At 52.3% G+C, this 23487-nt stretch carries 18 protein-coding genes; 10 read left to right on the top strand and 8 right to left on the bottom strand.

What is annotated here, in order from left to right; translation table 11 throughout:
* The first annotated feature begins 224 nt into the window (after positions 1-224).
* Positions 225-1406, top strand: a complete 1182-nt coding sequence (locus tag FPZ49_RS27495; protein ID WP_144853238.1) for an MFS transporter — start codon at positions 225-227, stop codon at positions 1404-1406.
* A 72-nt stretch (positions 1407-1478) separates the two neighbouring features.
* On the opposite strand, the gene FPZ49_RS27500 is transcribed toward FPZ49_RS27495, so the two are convergent.
* From FPZ49_RS27500 to FPZ49_RS27520, 5 genes are all read right to left on the bottom strand, one after another.
* Positions 1479-2036: a GNAT family N-acetyltransferase gene (locus FPZ49_RS27500; protein ID WP_144853240.1), complete on the bottom strand. Its 558-nt coding sequence runs from the start codon at positions 2034-2036 to the stop codon at positions 1479-1481.
* A 46-nt stretch (positions 2037-2082) separates the two neighbouring features.
* Positions 2083-2982, bottom strand: a complete 900-nt coding sequence (locus tag FPZ49_RS27505; protein WP_144853243.1) for an S-layer homology domain-containing protein — start codon at positions 2980-2982, stop codon at positions 2083-2085.
* An 85-nt stretch (positions 2983-3067) separates the two neighbouring features.
* A complete protein-coding gene (gene thrS, locus FPZ49_RS27510) occupies positions 3068-4984 on the bottom strand; it encodes a threonine--tRNA ligase (RefSeq protein ID WP_144853245.1) in 1917 nt (638 codons plus the stop codon).
* A 711-nt stretch (positions 4985-5695) separates the two neighbouring features.
* Positions 5696-6472 carry a hypothetical protein gene (locus tag FPZ49_RS27515; protein WP_144853246.1) on the bottom strand — a complete coding sequence of 259 codons (777 nt, stop codon included), beginning with the start codon at positions 6470-6472 and terminating at the stop codon, positions 5696-5698.
* A 103-nt stretch (positions 6473-6575) separates the two neighbouring features.
* Positions 6576-7223 carry a DUF1054 domain-containing protein gene (locus tag FPZ49_RS27520; RefSeq protein ID WP_144853248.1) on the bottom strand — a complete coding sequence of 216 codons (648 nt, stop codon included), beginning with the start codon at positions 7221-7223 and terminating at the stop codon, positions 6576-6578.
* A 241-nt stretch (positions 7224-7464) separates the two neighbouring features.
* Here FPZ49_RS27520 and FPZ49_RS27525 point away from each other — a divergent pair, with 241 nt between their 5' ends.
* From FPZ49_RS27525 to FPZ49_RS27560, 8 genes are all read left to right on the top strand, one after another.
* Positions 7465-8406, top strand: a complete 942-nt coding sequence (locus FPZ49_RS27525; RefSeq protein WP_144853298.1) for an ABC transporter permease — start codon at positions 7465-7467, stop codon at positions 8404-8406.
* Between the two features lie 33 nt (positions 8407-8439).
* The gene (locus FPZ49_RS27530; RefSeq protein ID WP_144853250.1) at positions 8440-9318 is read left to right on the top strand and encodes a carbohydrate ABC transporter permease; all 879 of its coding nucleotides are present in this window, start codon (positions 8440-8442) and stop codon (positions 9316-9318) included.
* Positions 9319-9467: 149 nt separating this feature from the next.
* Positions 9468-11030 (top strand): extracellular solute-binding protein, encoded by a 1563-nt coding sequence (locus tag FPZ49_RS27535; RefSeq protein WP_144853252.1) that lies wholly within the window; start codon positions 9468-9470, stop codon positions 11028-11030.
* A gap of 87 nt (positions 11031-11117) precedes the next feature.
* Positions 11118-12155, top strand: coding sequence for a response regulator transcription factor (locus tag FPZ49_RS27540; protein ID WP_144853254.1), 1038 nt, complete (start codon positions 11118-11120; stop codon positions 12153-12155).
* Entirely contained in the window at positions 12155-14047 is a 1893-nt protein-coding gene (locus tag FPZ49_RS27545) for a cache domain-containing sensor histidine kinase (protein WP_144853256.1), read from the top strand. The genes FPZ49_RS27540 and FPZ49_RS27545 overlap by 1 nt, the downstream gene beginning before the upstream one ends.
* Positions 14044-14811 carry an SDR family NAD(P)-dependent oxidoreductase gene (locus FPZ49_RS27550; RefSeq protein WP_144853258.1) on the top strand — a complete coding sequence of 256 codons (768 nt, stop codon included), beginning with the start codon at positions 14044-14046 and terminating at the stop codon, positions 14809-14811. Before FPZ49_RS27545 ends, FPZ49_RS27550 begins: the two co-directional genes overlap by 4 nt.
* On the top strand, positions 14808-16856 hold the full coding sequence (locus FPZ49_RS27555) for a heparinase II/III domain-containing protein (protein ID WP_144853260.1): 2049 nt from the start codon (positions 14808-14810) through the stop codon (positions 16854-16856). The genes FPZ49_RS27550 and FPZ49_RS27555 overlap by 4 nt, the downstream gene beginning before the upstream one ends.
* A 13-nt stretch (positions 16857-16869) precedes the next feature.
* On the top strand, positions 16870-19179 hold the full coding sequence (locus tag FPZ49_RS27560) for a DUF4962 domain-containing protein (RefSeq protein WP_144853262.1): 2310 nt from the start codon (positions 16870-16872) through the stop codon (positions 19177-19179).
* 125 nt (positions 19180-19304) lie between these two features.
* Here FPZ49_RS27560 and FPZ49_RS27565 read toward each other — a convergent pair whose 3' ends face one another.
* From FPZ49_RS27565 to FPZ49_RS27575, 3 genes are read right to left on the bottom strand one after another with little or no spacing between them, the layout of a single operon-like run.
* Positions 19305-20366 (bottom strand): ABC transporter substrate-binding protein, encoded by a 1062-nt coding sequence (locus FPZ49_RS27565; RefSeq protein ID WP_144853264.1) that lies wholly within the window; start codon positions 20364-20366, stop codon positions 19305-19307.
* Between the two features lie 50 nt (positions 20367-20416).
* Complete coding sequence (locus FPZ49_RS27570; protein WP_261381652.1) at positions 20417-21181, bottom strand: ABC transporter permease; 765 nt, start codon at positions 21179-21181, stop codon at positions 20417-20419.
* Positions 21114-21953 (bottom strand): ABC transporter ATP-binding protein, encoded by an 840-nt coding sequence (locus tag FPZ49_RS27575; protein WP_144853266.1) that lies wholly within the window; start codon positions 21951-21953, stop codon positions 21114-21116. Before FPZ49_RS27575 ends, FPZ49_RS27570 begins: the two co-directional genes overlap by 68 nt.
* Before the next feature lie 178 nt (positions 21954-22131).
* Between FPZ49_RS27575 and FPZ49_RS27580 the strand changes: the two genes are divergently transcribed.
* Positions 22132-23046, top strand: a complete 915-nt coding sequence (locus FPZ49_RS27580) for a stalk domain-containing protein (RefSeq protein ID WP_144853268.1) — start codon at positions 22132-22134, stop codon at positions 23044-23046.
* The last annotated feature ends 441 nt before the right edge of the window (positions 23047-23487 follow it).

Here is a 23487-nt window from a genome sequence, read left to right on the forward strand (position 1 = left end):
TACTATGAAAAAAAGCAACAAAATTGAGTATATCAAAATAGGGCGCGGTTGCAAGCAAATATAATTGTAGTTTGTTAACTTTTTGGCAAAAATAACCCCGCTTTGGATTTGTCCATTTTGTTAATCTTCCTAAGCAACGTTTCCATCAGCAAAAAAGTTATGGTACGATAAGATGGATTTCGTCACCATTGGACTATTCTTTTGCTCAGGAGGCAATTACGGCTATGAAAAAACAGCTGGCCATCATTATGGTACTGCTGATGACGATATTTATCGGCTTCGGCATCATTATTCCCGTGCTCCCTGACGCCATTACAGGTTCCGGAGCATCGAACTTCCACCTCGGCATGCTGCTTTCGATTTACTCGCTCGCTTCGTTTCTGATGTCGCCGGTGTGGGGAGGACTGTCGGATCGAATCGGCCGCCGTCCGCTCATTATAATCGGAACGCTCGGATTCAGCATCAGCTTCTTGCTGTTCGGTCTCGCTGGAGGCAATTTGCTGCTGATGTACGCGTCGCGGATTTTAGGCGGATTGTTCTCGGGTGCGGCAACCGCCTGTGCGGTCGCTTACGTGGCTGATATTACGACAGAGGAGAACCGGACGAAGGGTATGGGACTCGTTGGCATGTCGATCGGTCTCGGCTTTATCTTCGGACCGGCAGTCGGCGGCTTGCTCAGCCATTACGGCTACGAAGTGCCGTTCTTCGTGGCTTCGGGGCTGGCGTTTGCCACGTTCTTGTTTGCGCTCATCATGCTGCCAGAGTCGCTGTCGATGGAGAAGCGTCGAATGCCGCATCAAGCCAAAGCTTCCCGCTGGACCGCGTTTGTCGGGGCTTTGAAGTATTTGTACGTGCTGTCGTTCTTCGTTTCGTTCTCCCTTGCAGGGATCGAGGCGACTTTGCTGCTGTTTGAACGGGATCAGATTGGGGCGTCGGCGACGCAGCTCGGGATTATGTTCGCTGTAAGCGGCGTGGTCGGAGCGTTGATTCAAGGCGGAGTCGTACGGCGGTTGATCAAAAAAGGGCAAGAGGCCCGCGTGACCGGCATTGGACTAGTGCTTTCTGCGATCGGCTTCGTGCTCATCCTGCTGTCGAGCAATTTGCTCACGGCCTCCATCTATTTGAGCGTGTTTGCGGCAGGGAATGCGTTGATCCGTCCCTGTGTGACCTCGCTTATCACGCAAAAAACGAAGGTAGGGCAGGGCGTCGCCTCCGGATTAAGCTCGTCGATGGACAGCTTGGGCCGGATTACCGGACCGCTGCTATGCGCTGCAGTTTACGACTACAGCCACAGCATGCCGTTCCTGACCGGCGCGATCCTCTCGCTGGCGGCACTGTACTTGCTGACGCGGTTTATCGCAGCCGATCGGGAGGATGCCCGCAAGGCAAGCCAGCACGCTGCATAAGATCTTACGATAAAAAAGCTGCCGTTCACGTGATCCATCCTAGGGATCGCATGAGCGACAGCTTTTTTTTTACTACCTATTATTCTCCAGCCATTCCTCCGTCGTCATAGCATAGATCACATGATCCTCCCAGACGCCGTTGATTTTCAAATAGCGTTTGGCAAGCCCTTCAGGCCGCATGCCGTTCTTCTCCGCTACGCGAATCGAGCCGAGGTTGCGGGGCATGATGCCGGCTTGAACCCGGTGGAGGTGGGCTTCTTCGAAGGCGAATCGCAGCACGAGTCCGACCGCTTCCGTTGTGTAGCCTTTCCCGTTAGCCTCTTCGGCTAGAAAATATCCCAGATTGGCGTTCTGCCAAGGCCCGCGAAATACATTGGACAGCCGAATTCGTCCGATTAAGGCATCGGTGTCGCGTAAGAAAATGCCGAAGGAGTAGCTAAGGTCATTGGCTTGATCCGTAATATACTGCTCGATCGTCTGGCGCACGGCACCGAGGGTAAACGATTCGTCCGATTGAATCGGCTCGAACGGCTCCAAAAACGCGCGATTTCGTTCACGAAGCGCCTGCATGGCGTCCGCATCGGACTGCGTTAAAGATCGGATGTAGATCCGCTCGGTTTGTAATGTCAAAGATGCTCCTCCACTCTGAAATTAGGGATTACCTGCTCCTGTTCACCTAGCTCGGATTGGTCAACCGATATATGACGGCAGCCGCTTCAGCCCGGGTAATTTGTTGCGCGGGCCGGAAGCTGCCGTCTTCATAGCCGCCGAATAACTGGGATTGCTGGACGGCCGCGATCGCCTCCTCTGCCCAGAAGCCGGAGCTGACGTCCTTGAAGGCTGCCGGTCCCGTAGGCTTCAAGAGCTCGCTTCGGGCAAGAATGGCGGCGATTTCCGCCCGGGTAATGGCGGCTTTAGGCCTGAACGTATGATCGGGATAGCCCTCGATCAAGCCGTTCTCGACCGCCGTCAAAATGTAGACGCGATCCCCCGCTTTCGGCAGATCGGTAAGATCCGACTGCGTCTCATTGGTCAAATACCATTCCTTAGCTTTCACAAAATAGCGGATAAATTCCGCCCGGGTAATAAATTGATCGGGCTTGAACAGCAGCTTCCCGTTCTCGGTATAGCCGTCAACTACCCGTTTATCGAACAGCGCTAGGATTTCTTTGGACGCCCAATGATTCGCTACGTCGCTCAAATCGGTGGGGATCCCGTTTAAGCCTAGCAAATATTTCGTCACTGCCTTGTATTCATCATCCTTCAAGGAGCCGGGATTATTCTGCGGCATGTTGCGGCTGATGAACGCGTACGCTTTGTCGTAATTTGCGAGCCGGCCTTTACGGGCGGCTTCACCGACGAGCGCCGGGTATTTGCCGGCCCCTTGGCCCTCTGCAGCGTGACAGACGAGGCAGTGCTGCTCGTAAATTGCTTCACCTGAATCCGCTGCCGGCTCCGTTCCAGCGGAATGTGCCGTGTCGCTGCGCAGCGTGCTTTGCAGCAGCGTGCCGGTGACAAGGACGGCTGCGCCAGTCAGAAGGATCAGCCAAGATTTTTTTAGTCGAAGCTGGGGCATAGGGCACCTGCCTTTTCTCGAGAAGTCGTATACATTCGAGTATAGCAGGCAAATTTTACATTACTGTGGCATAACGAGCAAGCGTTTAATTTCGCTGGTCGCTCTCTGTCCGAAGCTGTTCAACCAATTCGTTCACCGAAATAGCCCCTGCATCGCCTGCGCCGCGTTTGCGGACGGAAACCGTACCGGCTTGCAGCTCCTGGTCACCGATGATGAGCATATAAGGGATTTTTTGCAGCTGCGCTTCGCGGATCTTGTACCCGATCTTTTCGCTGCGATCATCTAGTTCCACGCGAATGTCTGCTGCTCGAAGCGCTTGCTCAACCTGCTTGGCATACGCAGCATGTGCGGCTGCAATCGGCAGCACAATGGCTTGCGTCGGAGCCAGCCAGAGCGGGAAGGCACCTGCATAGTGCTCTGTGATCATCCCGATGAACCGGTCGATCGATCCATACACGGCGCGGTGGATGACGACCGGGCGCAGCTTCTGGTTATGCTCGTCGACATAAGCCAGATCGAACTTTTCCGGGAACTGAAAATCCAACTGGATTGTCGCGCACTGCCAGCTCCGCTTCAGCGCATCTTGAATATGAAAGTCGATTTTAGGACCATAGAACGCTCCATCGCCTTCATTGACTCGGTACGGGATACCTTGCGAATCCAATACAGACTTCAGCGCGCCTTCCGCCTGTTCCCACAGCTCATCTGAGCCCATGGAATCTTCCGGTCGAGTGGAAAGCTCCATTGTGTAGGGGAAGCCGAAAGTCCCGTACATTTCTTGAATCAGCTCAATCACGCCGACAATTTCAGACTCGATCTGATCCGGTCGGCAAAAGATGTGCGTGTCATCCTGAGTGAAAGTGCGCACACGCATCATACCGTTCAAAGCGCCGGATGCTTCATGCCGGTGCACTTGGCCGTTCTCCGCCATGCGGATCGGCAGGTCGCGGTAGGAGCGCAGCTTGTTTTTATAAATCAACATATGACCAGGGCAGTTCATCGGCTTCAAAGAGAACGGTGTACCGTCCACCTCGCAGAAGTACATGTTCTCGTGATAGTGCTCCCAGTGGCCGGAACGCTCCCACAGGCGTTGGTTCATAAGCAACGGTGTGCGAACCTCTTGATAGCCGCGCGCGTGCTGCAGCCCTCTCTCGTATTGCTCGAGCTCATTACGCAGCGCCGTTCCTTTGGGCAAATAAAACGGCATGCCCGGCGCGTCTTCGGAGAACATGAACAAGTCGAGCTCTTTGCCCAGCTTGCGATGATCTCGCTTTTTCGCTTCCTCCACCAGCAGAAGATGCTCCTCCAGCTCCTGCTTCTTCGCAAAAGCTGTTCCGTAAATGCGCTGCAGCATTCGATTGTTGGCATCACCTTTCCAATAGGCCCCAGCCACGGAAAGGAGCTTGAAGGCTTTGATCCAGCCTGTCGAAGGCAGGTGAGGACCGCGGCAAAGATCGATAAATTCCCCTTGCTTATATACAGAAATTTCAGCATCACCCGGCAGCTCGCGGATGAGCTCCAGCTTCAAGGGATCACCGATCTCATTGAACAGCTGGATCGCTTCCTCACGGGACACCACCTGCCGCTCGATTGGCAGGTTCTCCTCAACGATTGCGCGCATGGCCTGCTCGATTCTTGGGAGCTCGGAAGGGGAGAGCGGCTCGGGCAGATCCATATCATAGAAAAAGCCGTCGGCTGTCACCGGCCCTACGCCAAACGAAATGTGCTTGTCGCCGTAGAGGCGTTTGACCGCCTGCGCCATCAGATGCGCCGTGCTGTGCCGCAGCAGCTGCAGTCCGTCAGGCGAATCGAGCGTGATCACCTCGACTTGGGCATCACTGAGAATCGGTGTGTTCAAATCCACCGGCTTGCCGCTGATTTTCCCGCCGACCGCGCGATTTCGGAGCGATACACTAATGGACGCGGCCAAGTCGCCCACGGTGGCTCCTTTCACCAAAGGTTTAACGGATTGGTCTGGCAGGATGACATTGACTTGTTCCATGTTGAATCACTCCTCAAGGATAATGTTGAATAAAAAAATGAGCACAATCGCAGGGACGATGTGCTCGTGGTTCCACCCTAATTTAACGGTCCAAGCTAGCGTACACACGGATAACGCTTCAGGAGCCGTACTTTACGCAAGATAACGGGTGCGGACCCGGCAGACGATACTGGAAATCCCACATCGATGGGGTTTCGTTCCCGAACGCAGCTGCAAGGGGGTAAGTCACGTTGGCACATCGGGAGGCTTTTCAGCTGGGAGCCTCCTCTCTGGGCGAGCGCTATAACGGACTCTTTTCCTTGGTCAAAGCTTGTAAAATATGACTTAGAAAAACAAAAAAAGAGCACAGTCGCAGGGACGATGTGCTCGTGGTTCCACCCTAATTTAACGGTCCAAGCTAGCGTATACACGGATGACGCTGCAAGTACCGTACTTTACGCTTAATAACGGGAGCGGGCCCGGCAGACGATACTGAAAATCCCGCATATAACGGTGACTTTGTTCCCGACTGCAGCTGCAAGGGGGTAAGCCGCGTGAACGTTCTCGGAAAGCCTTTCAGCCGGGGGCTTCCTCTCTGGGCGATCGCTGCAACGGACTTTTGTCCTTGGTCAATGCTTTGATGTAATGATTGGTTCAGATTATATCTCGCGTCTGTCGGAATGTCAATGGGCCGATCCCGTAATCACACAGGTCGGCCCTTTGAAATCATCCTTATTTCGGGTTTTTATCCTCTTTTACATGCTTGCGATCAACCATTTTCTCAATCCAAGGGGTCATCTCGTCCTTGATTTTGCTGATCAGCTGGTCTTTGGTCATGCCCTTGCTTTGCGCGATGTCGGCCAGCGATTTGCCGGACTTCAGCTGCGCTTTCAGCTCGTCTTCCGTGATCCCGAGGATCGCAGCGAGCTTCTCCGGAGCAGGCATCATGCGGTGCTTGAAGCCATGCTTGCCGTGACCGTGCATGCCTTCTCCGGTAAACTTGTGGTTCACCATAAAGCTCAGGTGCTCAGCCAAATGATCCTTCAGCTGCTTCGCTTTGTCCGCTGTCAGCTTCCCTGCGGCGACCGCTTCGTCGATTTTTTTGCTGCGCTCGGCTTGCAGCTTGGCGATCAGATCGGCTTCGCTAATGTTCTTTTCGGCTGCGAGCTGCACCAGCGTCTTCTCCTTCAGAGCCGCTTGGAGCGCAGCCTTGTCCATCCCTAGAATGGCGGCCGCTTCATCGAAGATGGGCAGCGATTTGCCTGCATGCTTGCCGTCCTTGCTTTTCTCGTCCTGCTTCTCGCCGCGCTTGCCGAACCATTCCTTCAAGCGGCTAAGCTTGCTGGTCTGATCTTGTGGGGCGTCGCTGCTAGGAGCAGAGGACTGCACAGCCGGATCCGAGGGGTCCGCAAGAACGAGCTGGCTGGTGCCATAGAGCGCTCCGAATCCGAGCAGTAATGCTAAGGCAAGGGCAGATACGATTACTTTTTTACCGTAGGGCTGCTTCATAAATTGGTTCTCCTTCCAGTCATTGGTATAGGCTGTCGCCATCCATAGGGTATACAGGAGCAGTGAAAATTAGTTTAAAAGAACCTTAGGCTAAGATAAAAATTTAGCTGGACGCCTGGGCTAGCTTATACAACGGCATGAGCGTCTCGAACGTCTTCGCCGCGGTGTCCACAAAGGCTTGGCCGTCGCGCAGCAGCGGCTCGTCCGCCATAAAGGTGCGGCCAATCAGCAGCTCCGAGCTTTTGATGTCGCGGAACCGCTCGATGCCTTCCCGTAAGCCGGCTTCGCCCAGCTGCTTCACCACGAACGCGTCTTTTTTCATATGGTCAAACGACAGCATGAAATCGGACGGGATTGTCTTGCGAATTTTTTTCAGCTGGCTGAGATAGGTCTCGGCAATGGCTTTCTTGCTTGGAAGTTCATAGATAAGCGCCAGCCAAATAAATACCCGGTCATCAAACAGCCCGATTTGGAAATGAGGGTGCGCCTTGTAGCCGCGCTTATTGCCGGCCATCGCCATCCAAGTATCGACCGGTGCATTCACCGTGCGTCTGGCATGCTTGGCTATGTGCAGAAACATTTCTTCGCCGGCTTGCACGCTTACGCCTTGCAAGAGCGCGTCACTTAGAGCCCGAAATTTGGGCTGTATACGGCTGCGAATTGCTTCCATGCGGCCTTCCAGGCCCTCGATGCGAAAGGTGTCAAAATCCGTCTCGCGGAATCCTTCGAATGTAGTTGCAGTGGTGGTCATGTTTGTTCTTCTCCCCTAAAAACCAAGCTTCCGGAACGATCCGGTATTAGAACAATATACCATATTTTGAGGATCTGAGGCGATTGGTAACACGGTTCGACATGAATCGACTCATATAACAGGAATGCACCTAAAAAAAACACAAGTAAGGGAAAAGGCAATCCATAGTTTACAAATGCGAAATCAAGTTAAGATAAGGACACAAAATAAATATTCAGGGGGGACAAATATGGCTGTGAATATGGCAGAACGAGTCAATGTGAACTCCAAGGCCGATAAAAAAAGCAAGTACAGCTTCTTGTGGAAATATAAAGCGCTCTACTTACTGTCATTGCCAGGCATTATCTACTTTATCCTTTTCAAGTACGTTCCGTTGTTTGGCTCGATTATCGCCTTCCAGGATTACAACATGTTCGGCGGCGTGCTCGAGAGCAAATGGGTTGGGCTGGAGCACTTTAGACGGATGTTTGCGCACTACGACTTCCTGAACATTTTGAAAAACACGTTGCTCATCGGCCTTTACGATTTGGTGATTGCCTTCCCGGCACCGATTATTCTCGCTTTGCTGCTTAACGAGCTTCGGATCGTCACTTACAAACGGTTATTGCAAACGGTTGTCTATATGCCGCACTTTTTATCGTGGGTTATCGTTAGCGGGATCGCGGTAGGGATCTTGTCGCCTTCGACTGGTGCAGTAAACCAACTCCTCAACGCGCTTGGAATGCAATCGGTGTACTTCCTTGGAGAAGAATCTTGGATTCGGACGATCCTGGTAGGCTCCGGGATTTGGAGAGACTCCGGATACGGTACGATCATTTACCTCGCGGCGCTGGCCGGTATTAACCCGGATCTGTACGAAGCGGCCGAAGTGGATGGTGCGAACCGCTGGCGTCAAACGATGGCGATTACGGTTCCATCCTTGCTTCCAACGATCATGATCATGTTCCTGCTGCACATCGGTAAATTCTTGGATTTCGGCTTCGAGCGCGTGCTTGTGTTCTTGAATCCGCTGAATAAGAACAGCGGCGAAATTCTCGATACGTACATTTACTCGGTCGGTCTGCTCGGACAGCAATTCAGCTACACGACAGCCATCGGCTTATTCAAATCAATCGTAGGGCTTCTGCTGGTTATTATCTGTAATTACATGAGTAAAAAAACGACAGGCGAAAGCTTGTATTAATTTGACCGCATTTCGTCGGAGGTGAAATAGATCATGAGAAAAGCAACTAAGGCTTGGCATACATTCAATTTTTTCAACCTTCTCTTCTTAACCTGCCTGGCGCTTGCGATGTTTCTGCCGTTTTTGAACGTGCTGGCACAATCCTTCAGCGATTCGCAGGCGATTGTGAGCGGAAAGGTGCTCTTTTGGCCGGTGCACTTCACTTTGATCAACTATCAGTATGTGTTCAGCGATATGTCCATTTGGCGGTCATTCTATATTACCGTTTACATTACGGTCGTTGGTACACTCATCAACCTGCTGGCTACAGCATCCTTGGCTTATCCGGTTTCACGTCCAGAGTATAAAGGCCGACAGATGGTCGTCTTCATGGTGCTCATCACTATGGTGTTCAGTGCGCCGCTCATCCCGAACTTTATTTTGATGAAAACGCTGCATTTGACCAATACGACATGGGCTTTACTTATTCCAGGCGCGATTAGTGCATTTAACTTCTTCGTAATGCGTTCGTTCTTTATGCAAATTCCAAGTGAGCTGATCGATTCCGGCCGTATTGACGGATGCACAGAAATGCGCATGGTGTGGAGCATCATTTTGCCGCTCTCTAAGCCGGTAATGGCGTCGCTCGGGATCTTCTACGCAGTCAATCATTGGAACACGTACATGAACGCGTTGTATTATATCAATAAACCGGCTTTCTGGCCGCTGCAAGTAAAGCTGCGTCAGCTGATCGAAGCCGATGATATCTCCATTGATCCGAATGCGGCGCAATTCAGCTCCTTGCTGCACTCCGACCCAGAGGGGATCAAGATGGCTACGATTATTATCGCTACGATTCCGATCGTCTTGATCTATCCGTTCCTGCAGCGTCATTTTGTCAAAGGGATGATGATCGGATCCGTCAAGTCTTAAGCTGTACCACCTGCGTTAAACGGGGCCTAAAAAAATGACAACCCGAGCCAAAGTCATTCCCTTGTTCGGGTTTCATGGCCCCTTTACAATAAAGCGTGTGTGAAAGCGCTGTAATCTTATGTCATAATTTGATGAAAAGAGGGGCTATAATGAAAAAATGGATGAAGGTTGGTTTGGCTTCCGCGCTTGCTGCTACCATGGCTGCCGGTTGCGCTAAAACTTCGGACAAGCCGGCCGCAGACAGCGGTAAAAAAGCGGAAAAGGCAAAGTTCTCGGTTTCGATGCGTACGCTCGCATTTAACTACGTAGAGAAATCGCCTAATATCAATGATGACAAATGGGTTAAGAAGCTCGAAGAGCTGACAAATACAGACCTGGATATCGTGCTGGTGCCGCACAAGGAATTTGAAGCGAAAATGATTCAAATGTTCGCAACGAACGATATTCCGGATGTGGTACAAGGCAGCGGCGGGATCGCAGGTAAAGAAATGGCCGGTTCCGTACAAGCGGGCGTATTTATGCCGCTGGATGATCTGCTTCAGAAATATGGTCAAAACTTGCTGAAGAAAATCCCTAAAGAAGCTTGGGCGAAGCAAACCTACAACGGCAAAATTTACGCGATTCCGGAATTTTTGTCGAACCCTTCCCGCCGCGCTACGGCAATCCGCAAAGACTTGCTGGATAAAGCAGGCCTGCCGATTCCAAAAACGGTGGATGACTACCTGAACGTAATGCGCAAATTCAAAGAGATGGGCGTAGAGCAGCCTTACCAAGGCCGCGAGAACTTTAAATATGCCGACACCTTCTTCGGAGCGTTCGACGCATTCCCTTACCTGTCGATGAACATGGAGCAAAACGGTCAAATCGTTCCGAAGTTCTTCAACGTAGAGAACATGACTAAAGCGCTTCAAACGTATAAAACCATGTACGACGAAGGCTTGATCTCCAAAGAGTTTGCAACGATCAACCCGACGGTGTATAAGAACAACATTTTGGCTGGTAAAGCCGGTATTTGGTCCATGAACGCGAACGAAGTGCTGCAATGGGAGCAACAGCTGAAAGCGAATGTTCCTACAGCGAAGGTGGAGCTGATTCCTTCTCCAACAGGTCCGGATGGCAAGGGCGGCTACTATCTGTACAACTCCGTCACTCGCGCATGGTTCATTAACAAGAAAGCAAAGAATCCTGAAGCCATCATCAAATTCTATGACTGGATGTTGTCGGACGAAGCAGAGAAATTCTTCACTTTCGGTATCGAAGGCGAGAACTATACTGTGAAAGATGGCAAAATCGACTACAAAGCTCCAACGGATCCAGCAGCAGTAGACGAAGAGCGTTACCGGCAAGCCTTCCTGTGGATGGTACAAGACACAACGTATAACAAAGGTACACTCAGCCTGACTGAAGATGGCAAGAAATTGATGAACATTTATGATACAATGTTGGCAAAAGAAGGCCGCGACGGTATCCAATTCGAGCCTCGTTTGGATTCCTTGATCAAGAACCCGGACATCTCGCCGGAGTCCGACTTTGCCGCTCCATTGATACTTCAACACATGGTCAAAATGGTCTATGGCAAAGAGCCGATCTCCGATTGGCCGAAGGTTATCGAAGAGTATAAGTCCAAGGGCGGTAACGATGTCATTAAAGAGTCCACGGAGAAATTTACGAAGAAAGATCCAAGCGTAACGATCTCCATGCCGCGCCGTTAATAACTGAACTGTTTACTTTCCATCTCCTCACATCGCCTAGCGGTGTGAGGAGTGATTGTTATATCCCTCATGAATGGAGCGTTTCTCATGTATCGAATTCTTATTGCAGATGACGAACCAATGATCCGCAAAGGACTGCAAAAGCTGGTGGAGCAATCCGGCCTGCCGATCGCATCGATCCGCACCGCGGAGAATGGGGTAGAAGCGATGCAACTGATTCGTGAAGAGCGCCCCGATTTTTTATTTAGCGATATACGCATGCCGAAGATGGACGGACTGGAGCTGTGCCGCGAGGTGGCCGAGATGGATGCTGACATCCAGATGGTGGTCATTTCAGGGTATGGCGATTTTGAGTACGCTCAGAAGTGCGTATCGTTTGGTGTGAAAGAGTATTTGCTCAAGCCGGTGAACAAGAATAAGATCCAGGACGTGCTGGAGAAGCTGATCCGACTCGACGTGAAGCAGCGCAGTGAGGCCTTTGTTCCGGTTTCGAAGCTGGAGAACTGGGTCGGAGAAATGGACGAGGCGATCTGGACGCTCAAGGAAACCGAAATTGCATCGCTGCTGGGCGCCATGAAAAGTGAATTGGATGCGTACCGCTTCAAGCTGAGCCGGATTTGCGATGTGCTCGGCGAATTAAGTACGCTGCTCAGCAAACGGCTGAACACGCGGGATGTATTTACGATGAGCTCTCAGCTGACACTGGAAGGGACCTCCAACGAAGAAGAAGCATGGGAACGGTTCGCTAGCAGCATCAGACAACTGATGGCTGACCTGAAGGCCAAGCGCAGAGGCAAATTAAAGGATCCTGTGGAGGAAGCGAAGCACTACATCGAGGAGCATTTGGCCGAGGAGGTTTCCTTGGAGGAGGTGGCCGAGCATATTGGGCTTAACGCCTCGTATTTCAGCCAGCTGTTCAAGCAGTCCACGCAGGAAACGTTTGTGCAGTACCGGACGCGGCGGCGGATGGAAAAAGCCAAGAAGCTGCTGGAGCAGCCGCATTATCGCATCACCGACATTTCGGGGGAAGTGGGCTATGCGGACCATCCTCATTTTACAAAAACGTTTAAAAAATACGCCGGCTGCTTGCCATCGGAATACCGTCAGAGGCTGGGCATCGAGTAATGGAAAAACGGACGCTTTCCGCACAGATTTACCGCTATTTTATGATCGTAATCGTGCTTTCCCTGTCTACTGTCGGCGTATTTACTTACTTTCAGTCCTCTAAAGCGCTGGACCAGCAGGTTGAGCAGTATATGCAGCAAATGATTGATAGCGCGACGTACCAGACCGATATTTACCTGCAATCGTACGAGCTGTTTAGCAATACCTTTTCGTCCAATTCGGATGTGCGCGCATTTTTGGAAATTCAGCCGGACTCGGCGTATGAGCACTATTATTATTCCGAGGTCATCAAGAAATTTGCACAGGATTCCATCACGTCGATCCCTTCCATTTACAAGCAGCTGAACATGGTTTATGTGGTTGGACAGCATGGCCGATCGGTAGTTTATAATAACCAGAACCTGCTTTTCTTGGATCCGGTGCTGGTGACCGACCAATATGAAACGTTGATGAAATCCACTCCGGATGATGGACGGATTGTGCTGCTGGATTTAAGCATACGACCGGAGGATCATGGGACTGTAGCAACGATGGCACGCAAGGTGCGCGGCTCCAAGTATGGGGAAAACAACAGGGGCGTTGTGGCGATTGAATTCAAGCTGGCGGAGCTGGCCAAAATCTGGGAGCGCGTCAACCTAGGGAAAAATGGCTACTTCTTCATTGTAGATAAGGATGGCAATTACATCTACAACCCGAATGCTGAAACAGGAGAATCGAAGCTGGATCCGACATTTTCTAAGCAGATCATGAATAGCGGCAACAAATCCGTCATCGAGACGCTTCATGGTGAACGGCGGATGTTCGTTTCCCGGAAATCGGACTACTCCAACTGGAATTTGGTCGCGTCCATGCCGGTCGAAGAATTGCGACGTCCGATCTCGACCATTCGTACGACAACGCTTACGGTCGGTTTGTTTACGCTCGTTGCCGCCCTTTGGATGGCTTATCGCTTTGGCCGTTCGATTGTGGCACCGATTCGAGAGCTGAAGGACAGCATGCGCGAAACGGAGAAGGGGAACTGGCAGCATATCGATGAAGTGGGACGAACCGATGAAATCGGTGGTCTGATGCACAGCTATAATCTGATGGTGACGAGGCTGTCGGAGATGATCGAGAAGGTGTACGAAGCGGAGCTCCAGCAGCAAAAAAATGCGATTGAGCTGGGCAAATCCGAGCTTGAACGCGAGCGGGCGGAATTCCAGTCGCTGCAATTGCAGATTAACCCGCATTTTCTGTACAACACGCTGGAAACGATTAACTGCTACGCGATTGTACAGGATTCCAATGAAATTACGGAAATGGTCGAGGCGATGGCTTTTATGCTGCGCTATTCCATCCAGACGAATCTGGAGGAAATTACGGTTGCCAATGAGCTCAACCACGTTCGTAATTACATGATTATTTTACAGCACCGGACAGGCAAGGAGTTTGAGATTGATGTCGCTATTCCACCTGGACTGCTGCTGGAGAAAATGGTTCGCCTAACCTTGCAGCCGCTGATCGAAAATATTTTTCAGCATGCGTTCCCCGACGGCGTCGAACCGCATCATTACATTCGTATCGACGCTCGGAAGGAAGGCGGTATATTCCAGGTCATGGTGGAGGACAACGGTGCCGGCATCAAGCCGGAGCGGTTGGTAGAGCTGCGGCAGCGTCTTCAGCTTAACCGCCTTGCGGATCAACAAGAAAGCGGCGGGCAGCAGCGCGGCGGCATTGGACTGATGAATGTGCATCGGCGAATTCAAATGGTGTTTGGAGAGCAGTATGGACTTACGATTGAAAGCGAATGGGGCCGAGGCAGTCAGATTGTGATGAATATGCCGGAGACGACACGTCCCGCCTTACGAAAGAAGAACGATTCACAGACCGATCATGGGAGGAACTCACAATGAAACTCGATTTGACAGGTAAAATTGCTTTGGTCACAGGCTCGAATGCAGGGATTGGCCGAGCTATCGCGATTGCGCTCGCAGCTAACGGCGCCAAGGTAGGCGTCAATTGCCTGCGCAACGTTGCCCAAGGGGAAGAAACCGTAGCGGCCATTCGTGCGGCTGGCGGCGAAGCGGTGCTGGTGCAGGCGGATGTGACGAATGCAGCAGAAATCGACCGATTGGTACTTGAGGTGGAGCAGGCATTTGGAGGCAGCGTCGATATTTTGGTGAACAATGCGGGCCACTTGGTGCAGCGGCTTGCCAACAGCGAAATGACGGAGGAGCTGTACAATCAAATTATGGACGTCAACTTGAAAAGCACTGTCTTCATGTGCAAGCGGGTGATTCCAGGAATGAAAGCCAAAGGCGCAGGACGTATCATCAACATGTCCTCGGTCGCGGCGCACAACGGCGGCGGTCCAGGCTCCAGCATTTATGCGGCCAGCAAAGCAGCGGTTTCGGCGTATTCGAAGGGGCTCGCGAAAGAGCTGGCATCCGGCGGGATCACGGTAAACCTGGTTTCCCCAGGCTTTATCGGCAATACGATGTTCCACGCTACCTTCACATCGGATGATGCACGTAAAGCAACGATCAACGGCATTCCGCTGCAGCGCGAGGGGACACCAGAGGATGTAGCGGGTGCGGTTCTGTACCTGGCATCGGATCTGGCCGCTTATTTGACCGGTGAAACGATCGAAATCAACGGCGGGATGATGATGAGATGAGTACACAAATCGGGGAGAAACGGAACAAGACGGGTTGGGCGGCTACGCTGCTTCAGAAGCTTAAGCAGGAGATCGATGAACTGGCTGCTGCGGGAAGCCTCACCATTCCTTCGGAGCCGGGCGGCTGGTGGCATCAATATGTGTGCCCGGTGCACCATGCAGAGCTGCTCTTTAATCCTCTGGATCAGGATGCGCACGAGTTTTATTGTCCACACGGCTGCAAGGTGGATGAGCCGGCCTATCGCGGAGCGTGGCTGGTATTCAAGCACCAGTCGCTGGCTCGGGCAGCTTTGCAGGCAGCGGCGGTCTATGCAGGTACGCGGGACGACGGGTACGCTTCCATTGCCAAGCATCTCGTGGTGGAATATGCACGGCAGTTTCCTCACTATCCGGTGCATCCGGATGCGCAGCCTTGGATGCTCAAGGGCCGTGCGTTTCATCAGGCACTGACAGAGGGCATTTGGTCTACGACACTGCTTCGAGCACTCCTTCTACTGAAGGATGAAGGTGTGGCGTTTACAACGGACGAGCAGGAGGCTGTCGATCAGTTTCTGACCATGCTGGAATCCAGTATGACGGAGTACCGGCAAATCTTGATTTACGAACGCAAAAATCCAGAGAACAACTACACGGCCTGGCTGAACGCGTCGCTTTCGTGCGTTTATGCCGTTCGCGGAGAGCGCGAGAGCTTGCTCGGTTTGATTGAAGGCGAAGGCGGCTGGAGGCACCATTTGTCCATCGGCGTGAAAGCGGATCAGCTCGAATTTGAAGGCAGCACTTATTATCATATTTTTGTCCTTCGGGCTTATCTGATTTCCGCGGAAATGGCGCAGCGCTTCGGCATTGACTTGTATACAGCGGAAGGTACGGAAGGCCAGACGATGTCCGGCATGTTCGACGCGCTTGTCTCGCTGGCGGATGACCAAGGCGTCATTCCAGCGCTGCACGACGGACCGATGGAGCGTCTGCCGTTTGCCCGCGAAATCGCCGAAATTCTGGAGATCGGTTTAACGAACTACGGGAAGCAGGAACTTGTGCCGCTGCTTGCGGAGGCTTACCGCCAGCTTGGAAGTAAAACAGGCGAGCGATGTGATTTGGAAGCGCTGTTGTATGGAGCAAGCGAAGGAGTCGCCGCTGCAGAGGATTGCGTCAGCTTATCCGGGCTGCAAGCTCAGCGTTCGCGTGCTTCGAGACTGCTGGCTCCATCCGGCTTTGTCGTAGGACGCCATGATAAGAGCAAGCTTTCGTTCCTGGCGGATTTTGGCCCGCATGGGGGCTCGCACGGGCATTATGACAAGCTGCATGTTTCCATCATGCATCGGAGCGGGGCGTTTACGCCGGATTTTGGCATGGTGCCTTATGGCTCTTCGCTGCGCAAGACATGGTTTGCCGAAACGGCCAGTCACAACACGGTTTCGCTTGATGGAATCTCCCAGGCAGAGCATGAAGGCCGATGTGTCCGCTTCGAGGAGACAGAGGAAGCAACAGCGGTTTGGCTGCAAACCGATGGAGCATACCCTGGCTGCCGAATGGATCGACACCTGCGGCTGACCGAGCAATGGCTGCTGGATTGGTTTGAAGTGAAGCTGGAGCAGGACGCTGCGATCGAATGGTGGATGCATCCGATTGTGGAGGCGCTGGATTTGGCTTCACAGCTGGAGCCGGCAGATCCGGATGCAAGCTATGAGCTTCGGATCAACAACGAACAGCGATCCCTTCCGCTGAAGGGAAGCTATGTGCCGTCTGCCGATGGCTTGCTTCAATTCACCTATCAGCTGAAGGACGGCTCCAAGCTGTATCATTCGGCGCTGCAGCTGCCTGGTACGGAAGCGTATGCCATCCATACGCCGGGCAACAGTATCGATCCGAGCAAGCCGTTAACGGCATTGCTTCAAGTACAGCGCGGACTGTCGGGCCGCTTTATCCACGTCTACAGCACCAAAGGGCCGGTAGCGTTAACGCTGACAGGCAGCGAGCTGCGAGTCGAATGTGAATCGATCGTCACTACACTTTATATGTCTGAAGAGATGGGCTTGAACTCATAGGAGGGGAACAACCATGGAACAGTTATCGCCATTGTATGAGCCGCAGAGCGGTGTCCTTACGGTTCAGTACGAACCGAATGAGCAAATCGGATTGATCGAAAATCCGCCGAGGTTTACCTGGATTCCAGCGCAGCTGGAGAATGACCGCTATGTTCTGCAAATTTCGAGTCATCCGGAATTTGTGGATGAGATTACGACTACGATTCAGCCGATCCCTGTGAATTTGTTTACACCTGATGAGGCGTTTAAGCCTGGTGACTATTATTGGCGCTACGCACTGCTGACGGATGAGCATGGCGCACACACAGCATGGAGCAAGGTGCGCGGATTTACAGTCCCTGAAGGGCTGCCGGAAACACCGCTTCCAAGCCGTGAAACGCGCTATGCCACTACAGCTGAAGCTCACCCTCGCTTATGGCTGCAGGCCAGCGAGCTGGATTCGTTCCGCCGTAAGGTGAAGGAAGACCCAGCGGCTGCCGGTTGGGATGTGTTCTATGAGCGTTCAGTGAAGCCTTGGATCGAGCGCGAGCTGATTGCCGAGCCGCTGCCGTACCCGAATAATAAACGCGTAGCGAAGCTGTGGCGCCAAATGTACATGGATTGCCAGGAAGCGCTGTATGCGGTTCGCCATTTGGCGGTGGCCGGCGTTGTGCTGGAAGATGAAGCATTAATTGCGCGCGCAAAAGCTTGGCTTCTGCACATTACGTCCTGGAATCCGGAAGGGACTACATCCCGCGACTACAATGACGAGGCATCGTTCCGTATCGCTGGAGCGCTGGCTTGGGGCTATGACTGGCTGTACAACCATTTATCGGCCGAAGAGCGTGAAGCGGTTCGGGAGCAATTGCTTGCGCGCACAGGTCAAGTGGCGTTTCATGTCATCGAGCGTTCCAAAATTCATCACGTTCCATTCGACAGTCATGCCGTCCGTTCGCTTTCGAGCGTACTCGTGCCTTGCTGCATCGCGATGCTCGGTGAAGAGCCGAAGGCGGTGGAGTGGCTGGATTATACACTGGAATACTATTCCGGGCTTTATTCCCCTTGGGGCGGCGTAGATGGCGGCTGGGCCGAAGGTCCGATGTACTGGACGACGGGGATGGCGTTCGTGACGGAAGCGATGAACCTGCTCAAGAAATATACCGGGATCGACTTCTACAAACGTCCGTTTTTCAGCAAAACCGGCGATTTCCCGTTCTACTGCTTCAGTCCGGATACGCTGCGTGCGAGCTTCGGCGATCAATCCACGCTGGGCGATCCGGTTAGTCTCAAAACCGGCTTCAACATCCGCCAATTTGCAGGCGTGACCGGCAACGGGCTGTATCAATGGTACTTTGAGCGTGTTCGCGAGACCGATACGGATTCGGAAATGAAGTTTTACAACTACGGCTGGTGGGATTTCCGCTTCGACGAGCTGGTGTATCGCCATGATTACCCGGTGCTTGAGCCAGTCGTACCTGACAATGATAAGATCGAGTCGGTAAAATGGTTCCGCGATGTAGGCTGGGTCGCTTTCCATGCCAACATGGCCGATCCGGAGCGCCATATCATGCTGCTTGCCAAGAGCAGTAAATACGGCTCCATCAGCCATAGCCACGGCGATCAGAACGGCTTCCTGCTTCATGCCTACGGCGAGCCGCTGGCTATTGAGAGCGGCCATTATGTGGCGTTTGGCAGCACCATGCATATGAACTGGCGCAAACAGACGCGGTCCACGAACAACATTTTGGTCGACGGTCTCGGTCAATATGCAGGCACGAACAAAGTGCTGAACATGGCGGCCTCCGGTCAGGTTGAAGCGGTTGAGCAGCGCAACGGATACAGCTACTCGCGCAGCGACGCTACAGCGGCCTATAAAGAGAATGTGCCTTATCTGGAGCGCTACGTCCGCGAGCTGTACTTTATGGACAACTCGTACGTGGTCGTCGTCGATCAGATCGATTTGTCGCAGCCAGGTCGAGTAGATTGGCTGTTCCAGACGCTGCATGAGATGAACCTGAACGGTCAAGCGTTCAAAGTCCAAGGCACGAAGGCGGATATGGACGGCCGCTTCGTGTATTGCTCGTCTGGGGAGCTTGAGCTAATGCAGGTGAACGGATTCCCTGATGTTGATCCATCGGAGTACGAGGGACTGCCGACACATTGGCACCTGAAGGCAACGACGAAGGCGGCGCGCAGCCACCGCATCGCTACATTGCTCGTGCCGATCAAGAAGGGCGAGCCGAAATACGTGTCGTTCTTCCTGGACGATCAGGATCATGGCGTACACATTTACTTCACCGAGGACGGGGTTACCCGGAAGGTGGAAGTTCCAAAAGCATATTAATCCAATACACAAACCCGCATACCTTAATGAATCGGTGTGCGGGTCTTTTTGCGTACCTTTTAATTTACGAAAAAAGACCCCTCCAGCCCAGTGGGCGAAGGGGTCATACAAGCACAAGCACAAGCTTACTTGCCTTGCTTTACTTCATTCAACAGCGACAGATCGAGGAACTTGCTCAGATCCAGATCTTCCTTCTTCACATCCTTGATATATCCGGCGTCGAGAGACACGCGGGCCATCTCTTCGAGTGCTTCCTTGCTGACGTCTGTCGTGAGGTTCAGGTGCGAGATCGCCGCTTTGATCAGGTTGATCTCCATGCCTTTACCGCTGAGCGCCTTGAGCTGATTGTTGATCTGCTCATACGCTTTGTCCGGGTTCTTCTTAATGAAGTCGATGCCGTCCATGTTCGCTTTAATCGCTTGCTTTGCCATGTCGCGGTGCTCTTTCAAGAACTTATCGCTGGCGACCAGAATGGTGAGTGGATAGTTCCCTTTGTTCGGCGGTACTTGATCCCAAGGAACGATAACCTTACCGATGCCTTCTTGCTCCATCTGCGTGCCCCAAGGCTCTGGAATCAGCGTAGCGTCGACTTCCTTCTGGCGCATGGCGATGAGCGTATCGGCAGGAGCACGGGCAATGATATTTACGCCGGTTTTATCTGTAGTAACGTTCAGATTGTTTTCCTTCAGCAACAGGCGCAGCGAAATTTCGTTTGTGCTGCCTTTGGTCGGAATGGCGACGGTCTTGCCCTTCAGGTCTTTCGCGCTGTTAATTCCGGAGTCTTTACCTGCAACCAGGACGGCGCCGCCGTTATTGGAGCCGGAGATGACGCGGAAGTTTTTGCTTTTCAAAAATTGGTTCGTGGATGGTCCAGGACCGACGAAGCCCAGATCGATTTGATCGGTGGCCAAGGCTGTGGAAAAGTCGGAGCCGTTATCGAACGCTTGCACTTCGATTTTGACGTCGCTGCCCCAATACTTCTGGAAAATGCCTTGCTCCAGTGCGATATAGCCTGGTGCGTGAGTGACGTTTTTGAAAATACCGAGACGCACGGTTTTGGCCGCTGCCGGTTTTCCGCCGCCTGCTGCGGCTCCGTCCTTCGGTGCATCAGCTTTGGTGCCGCAAGCGGATACCAGCAGGGTAGCCGAGAGAACGACGGCGAGCAATGCAGAAGCTTTTTTAAACATGTGTGGTTTCTCCCCTTTTTTCAGTCTGAATGTATGAAAAGGTAGTATTGCTATTTCTTATGGCTGACTAAGCCGTAACGAATGAGGAGCTTGTCCTCCATCCGTTTAAAGAAGAGCGAGTCGGAAACGGTACCGAGCACCGCAATAATAATAACGATACAGAGCATAAGCGCCGTATCCGCCAGATTGCGGCCGTCCTGCAGCAGCTGTCCGAGTCCTACGCCTTTGGCGATGAGCTCGCCTGCTACCAGCGCGCGCCATGCAAACGCCCACGCTACGCGTACGCCGGTCATCATATGTGGGAACGCCGCTGGCACCATAACTTGATAGAACATTCGAAACCCGTCGCCTGTACCCATTGTTTGAGCGGCTTTGATGTAGATCGTCGGAATATTTTTGATCCCAGTCCGGCTCGACATCGCCATCGTCCATGTGGCACCCAGCATTGTAATGAAGATTACGGAAAAATCGTTCATCCCGAACCAAATGATGGCGAAAGGCAGCCAGGCGATGCTCGGAATCGTTTGCAGTGCAACGACGAGAAAACCGATCGTATCGTCGAGCCAACGGTAACGGGCGAACAGGAAGCCCAGCACCGTACCTACCGTGATGGAAATCACGAACGAAAGCACCAGCCGCTTCATGCTCTGGAAGGTAGCCTCCAGCAGCTGTCCGTGGACAAAGCCGTCATAGAACGCTTGGAACGTCTGAGTAACGGAAGGGAATTTCCAGCCCCAGTCAAAAATTCTAAATCCCGCTTCCCACGCTATCAAGACTAGAATTAGAAACAGACCTCTTCTTAATGCTGTACTCATCGCCCATCTCCTCCTTTACCACTTTTTCGAGCTCGTCTGCGAGGGCATCCATGATGCTTCGTTCGACGTGGTGAAGAACGGAGTCGGCGTAATCGCGCGGTCTGGCCGCTTGGACCACAAACTCTTTCTTGATGGTGCCCGGCCGGGTGGACATAACCAGGACACGATCCGATAAAATAACGGCTTCCCGAATGTTATGCGTGATAAAGAGAATCGTTTTGCGCGTGCGCATCCAGATTTCTTCCAATTCCTTATGTAAAATGAGCCGCGTTTGTTCATCGAGTGCTGCGAACGGCTCGTCCATCAGCAAAATTTCCGGATCCATCGCGAGTGCCCGGGCGATCGCGGCTCGTTGCTTCATCCCACCGGAAAGCTCATGCGGGTAACGGTCGGCAAACTTGCTCAAGTGTACGGCTTTAATCTGCTCCATCGCCAAATCTTCGCGTTCCTTTTTGCCGATGCCTTTTTGCTTCAAGCCGAAGGCAACATTCTCCAGCACGGTCAGCCAAGGGAACAGCGCATGCTCTTGGAAAACGACAACGCGGTCGGGTCCAGGTGAGCTGCAAGGCTTGCCGTTTACGGTGATAGTGCCTTGTTCGGCTTGCTCGAGTCCTGCTACCAGATTAAGCAGTGTGGATTTGCCGCAGCCGGACGGTCCGAGCAGGGAAACGAATTCACCTTTTTCAATCGTTAGGGAAACATTGTCAATGGCGGTAAAGGTGCCGCCGGTGCGCTGGTGAAACGTTTTGCTAATGTTTTTGATTTCAATCAAAGTGGAGTCACTCTCCTTGGTGCGACTGTAAGCAGCTGATATAGATATACAAATATACCAACTTATTTTATAGGAATTAAAAGGGAAGTCAACAACAAATTTTGCAGGAGTTTTCGCGATTCATGTCGAATTGTCGAGGGGATGACCACATTTTTCCTTGTTGAAAGGATTGAGAATAATGAAACGAACGAAACGCGTCGCGCTGCTGACCCTAATGCTCAGTGGTGCTTTTGTTGCGGGCGTCTACGCGCAGGATGTGATCCAAGAGGTGAGAGCGTACCTGCGTCCTGATTTCAACCTGGTTGTGGACGGCAGCCCGGCGAAGCTCGAAGGGTCCATCTTGATATTTAATGATAAGAGCTATTTGCCGCTGACAGAGCTAGGTCAGATGCTGGGTGCTAATATTTATTGGAAAGCGGAGAACAAAACGATCTATGTTAACAGCCGCATCAATCCGGAGCAGCGCAAGGATGACTCGGGCGAGGTGTACGAGACGATCCAGATGTACAATCCATATTCGGTAAAGCTGAACTACTTGGGGACGGAATATCCCATGCTCATAACCTATAACAATGCGACCGGCAGCGCAAGCTACGAGCCCTTCTACCGGCTGTCGGATGTGCGGAGAATGGGGGTCGATACGGACGGGCTGAAAAAGACGAGGGAGCGGTATACGCAGGAGCTGTATGTGAGCGAGAAGGAGCTGGACAAGCGCTGGAGTAAGCAAAAGCCGACCAAAGTATATGACACCAGCGGGTCCACCTACGTGATCAGCGAGGAGGTTCATCCGGTCAAGCTGGATTTGCTGCGCACGCATGTGAAGAATACGCTCAACTCAAACTTTTCGAATGTGACGGTCAACGATAAGCCGATCATCATCGATAAAGTGGCGGACGAAGAGGATACATATGATTACTTGTTCTACGAAACGATCCGCTCGGCCAATGTGAGTCAATCGGTCAGCGGCTTCTACAAAGCACGCATTCAGTTGTACAAGAACAATCTCCCTGGCTCCAATACCACGTACTCGCTTACGGTGACGAACAAGACGGATTTGACGGAGGAAGCGAAGAAACGGGAGAATCCGCAGTAATAGCAGTGCCAACCTGAGCTCTGACCAAGCAACTCTATTCAAATGGGAGCGGCGATGGCGGACAAAATCATAGCATGGCAGCCGACAAAGATCGTCTTTTCGCAGCGGCGCGGAGGCGGTCTTTTTGGCGATTCCAGGGGAGTCATGCCATCTTAAAAATAGGTTCAAAAATGAGTAAAAAAAGACAATAATCCAAGTTGCTAAATCATATGATTCATAATAAGATAGAATCAAGAAACTGAATAGTCAGAAAATTCTATCAAAGGGGCTGGAGCTTTCAACACTACAAAGCGATAGACGGTAATGCCGCCTAGACACCCTAACTGCCGCCGCTTATGTACACACTTTGCCGGACGTCTGCGACCTTGGCTTACAGCTAGACAGCGGATCCGGCGCTCGGAGCCCATGAACGGATTTCGAACTATGAGGACGAGGAGGGAT

The organism is Paenibacillus cremeus, from assembly GCF_007786445.1.
Lineage (GTDB): Bacteria > Bacillota > Bacilli > Paenibacillales > NBRC-103111 > Paenibacillus_G > Paenibacillus_G cremeus.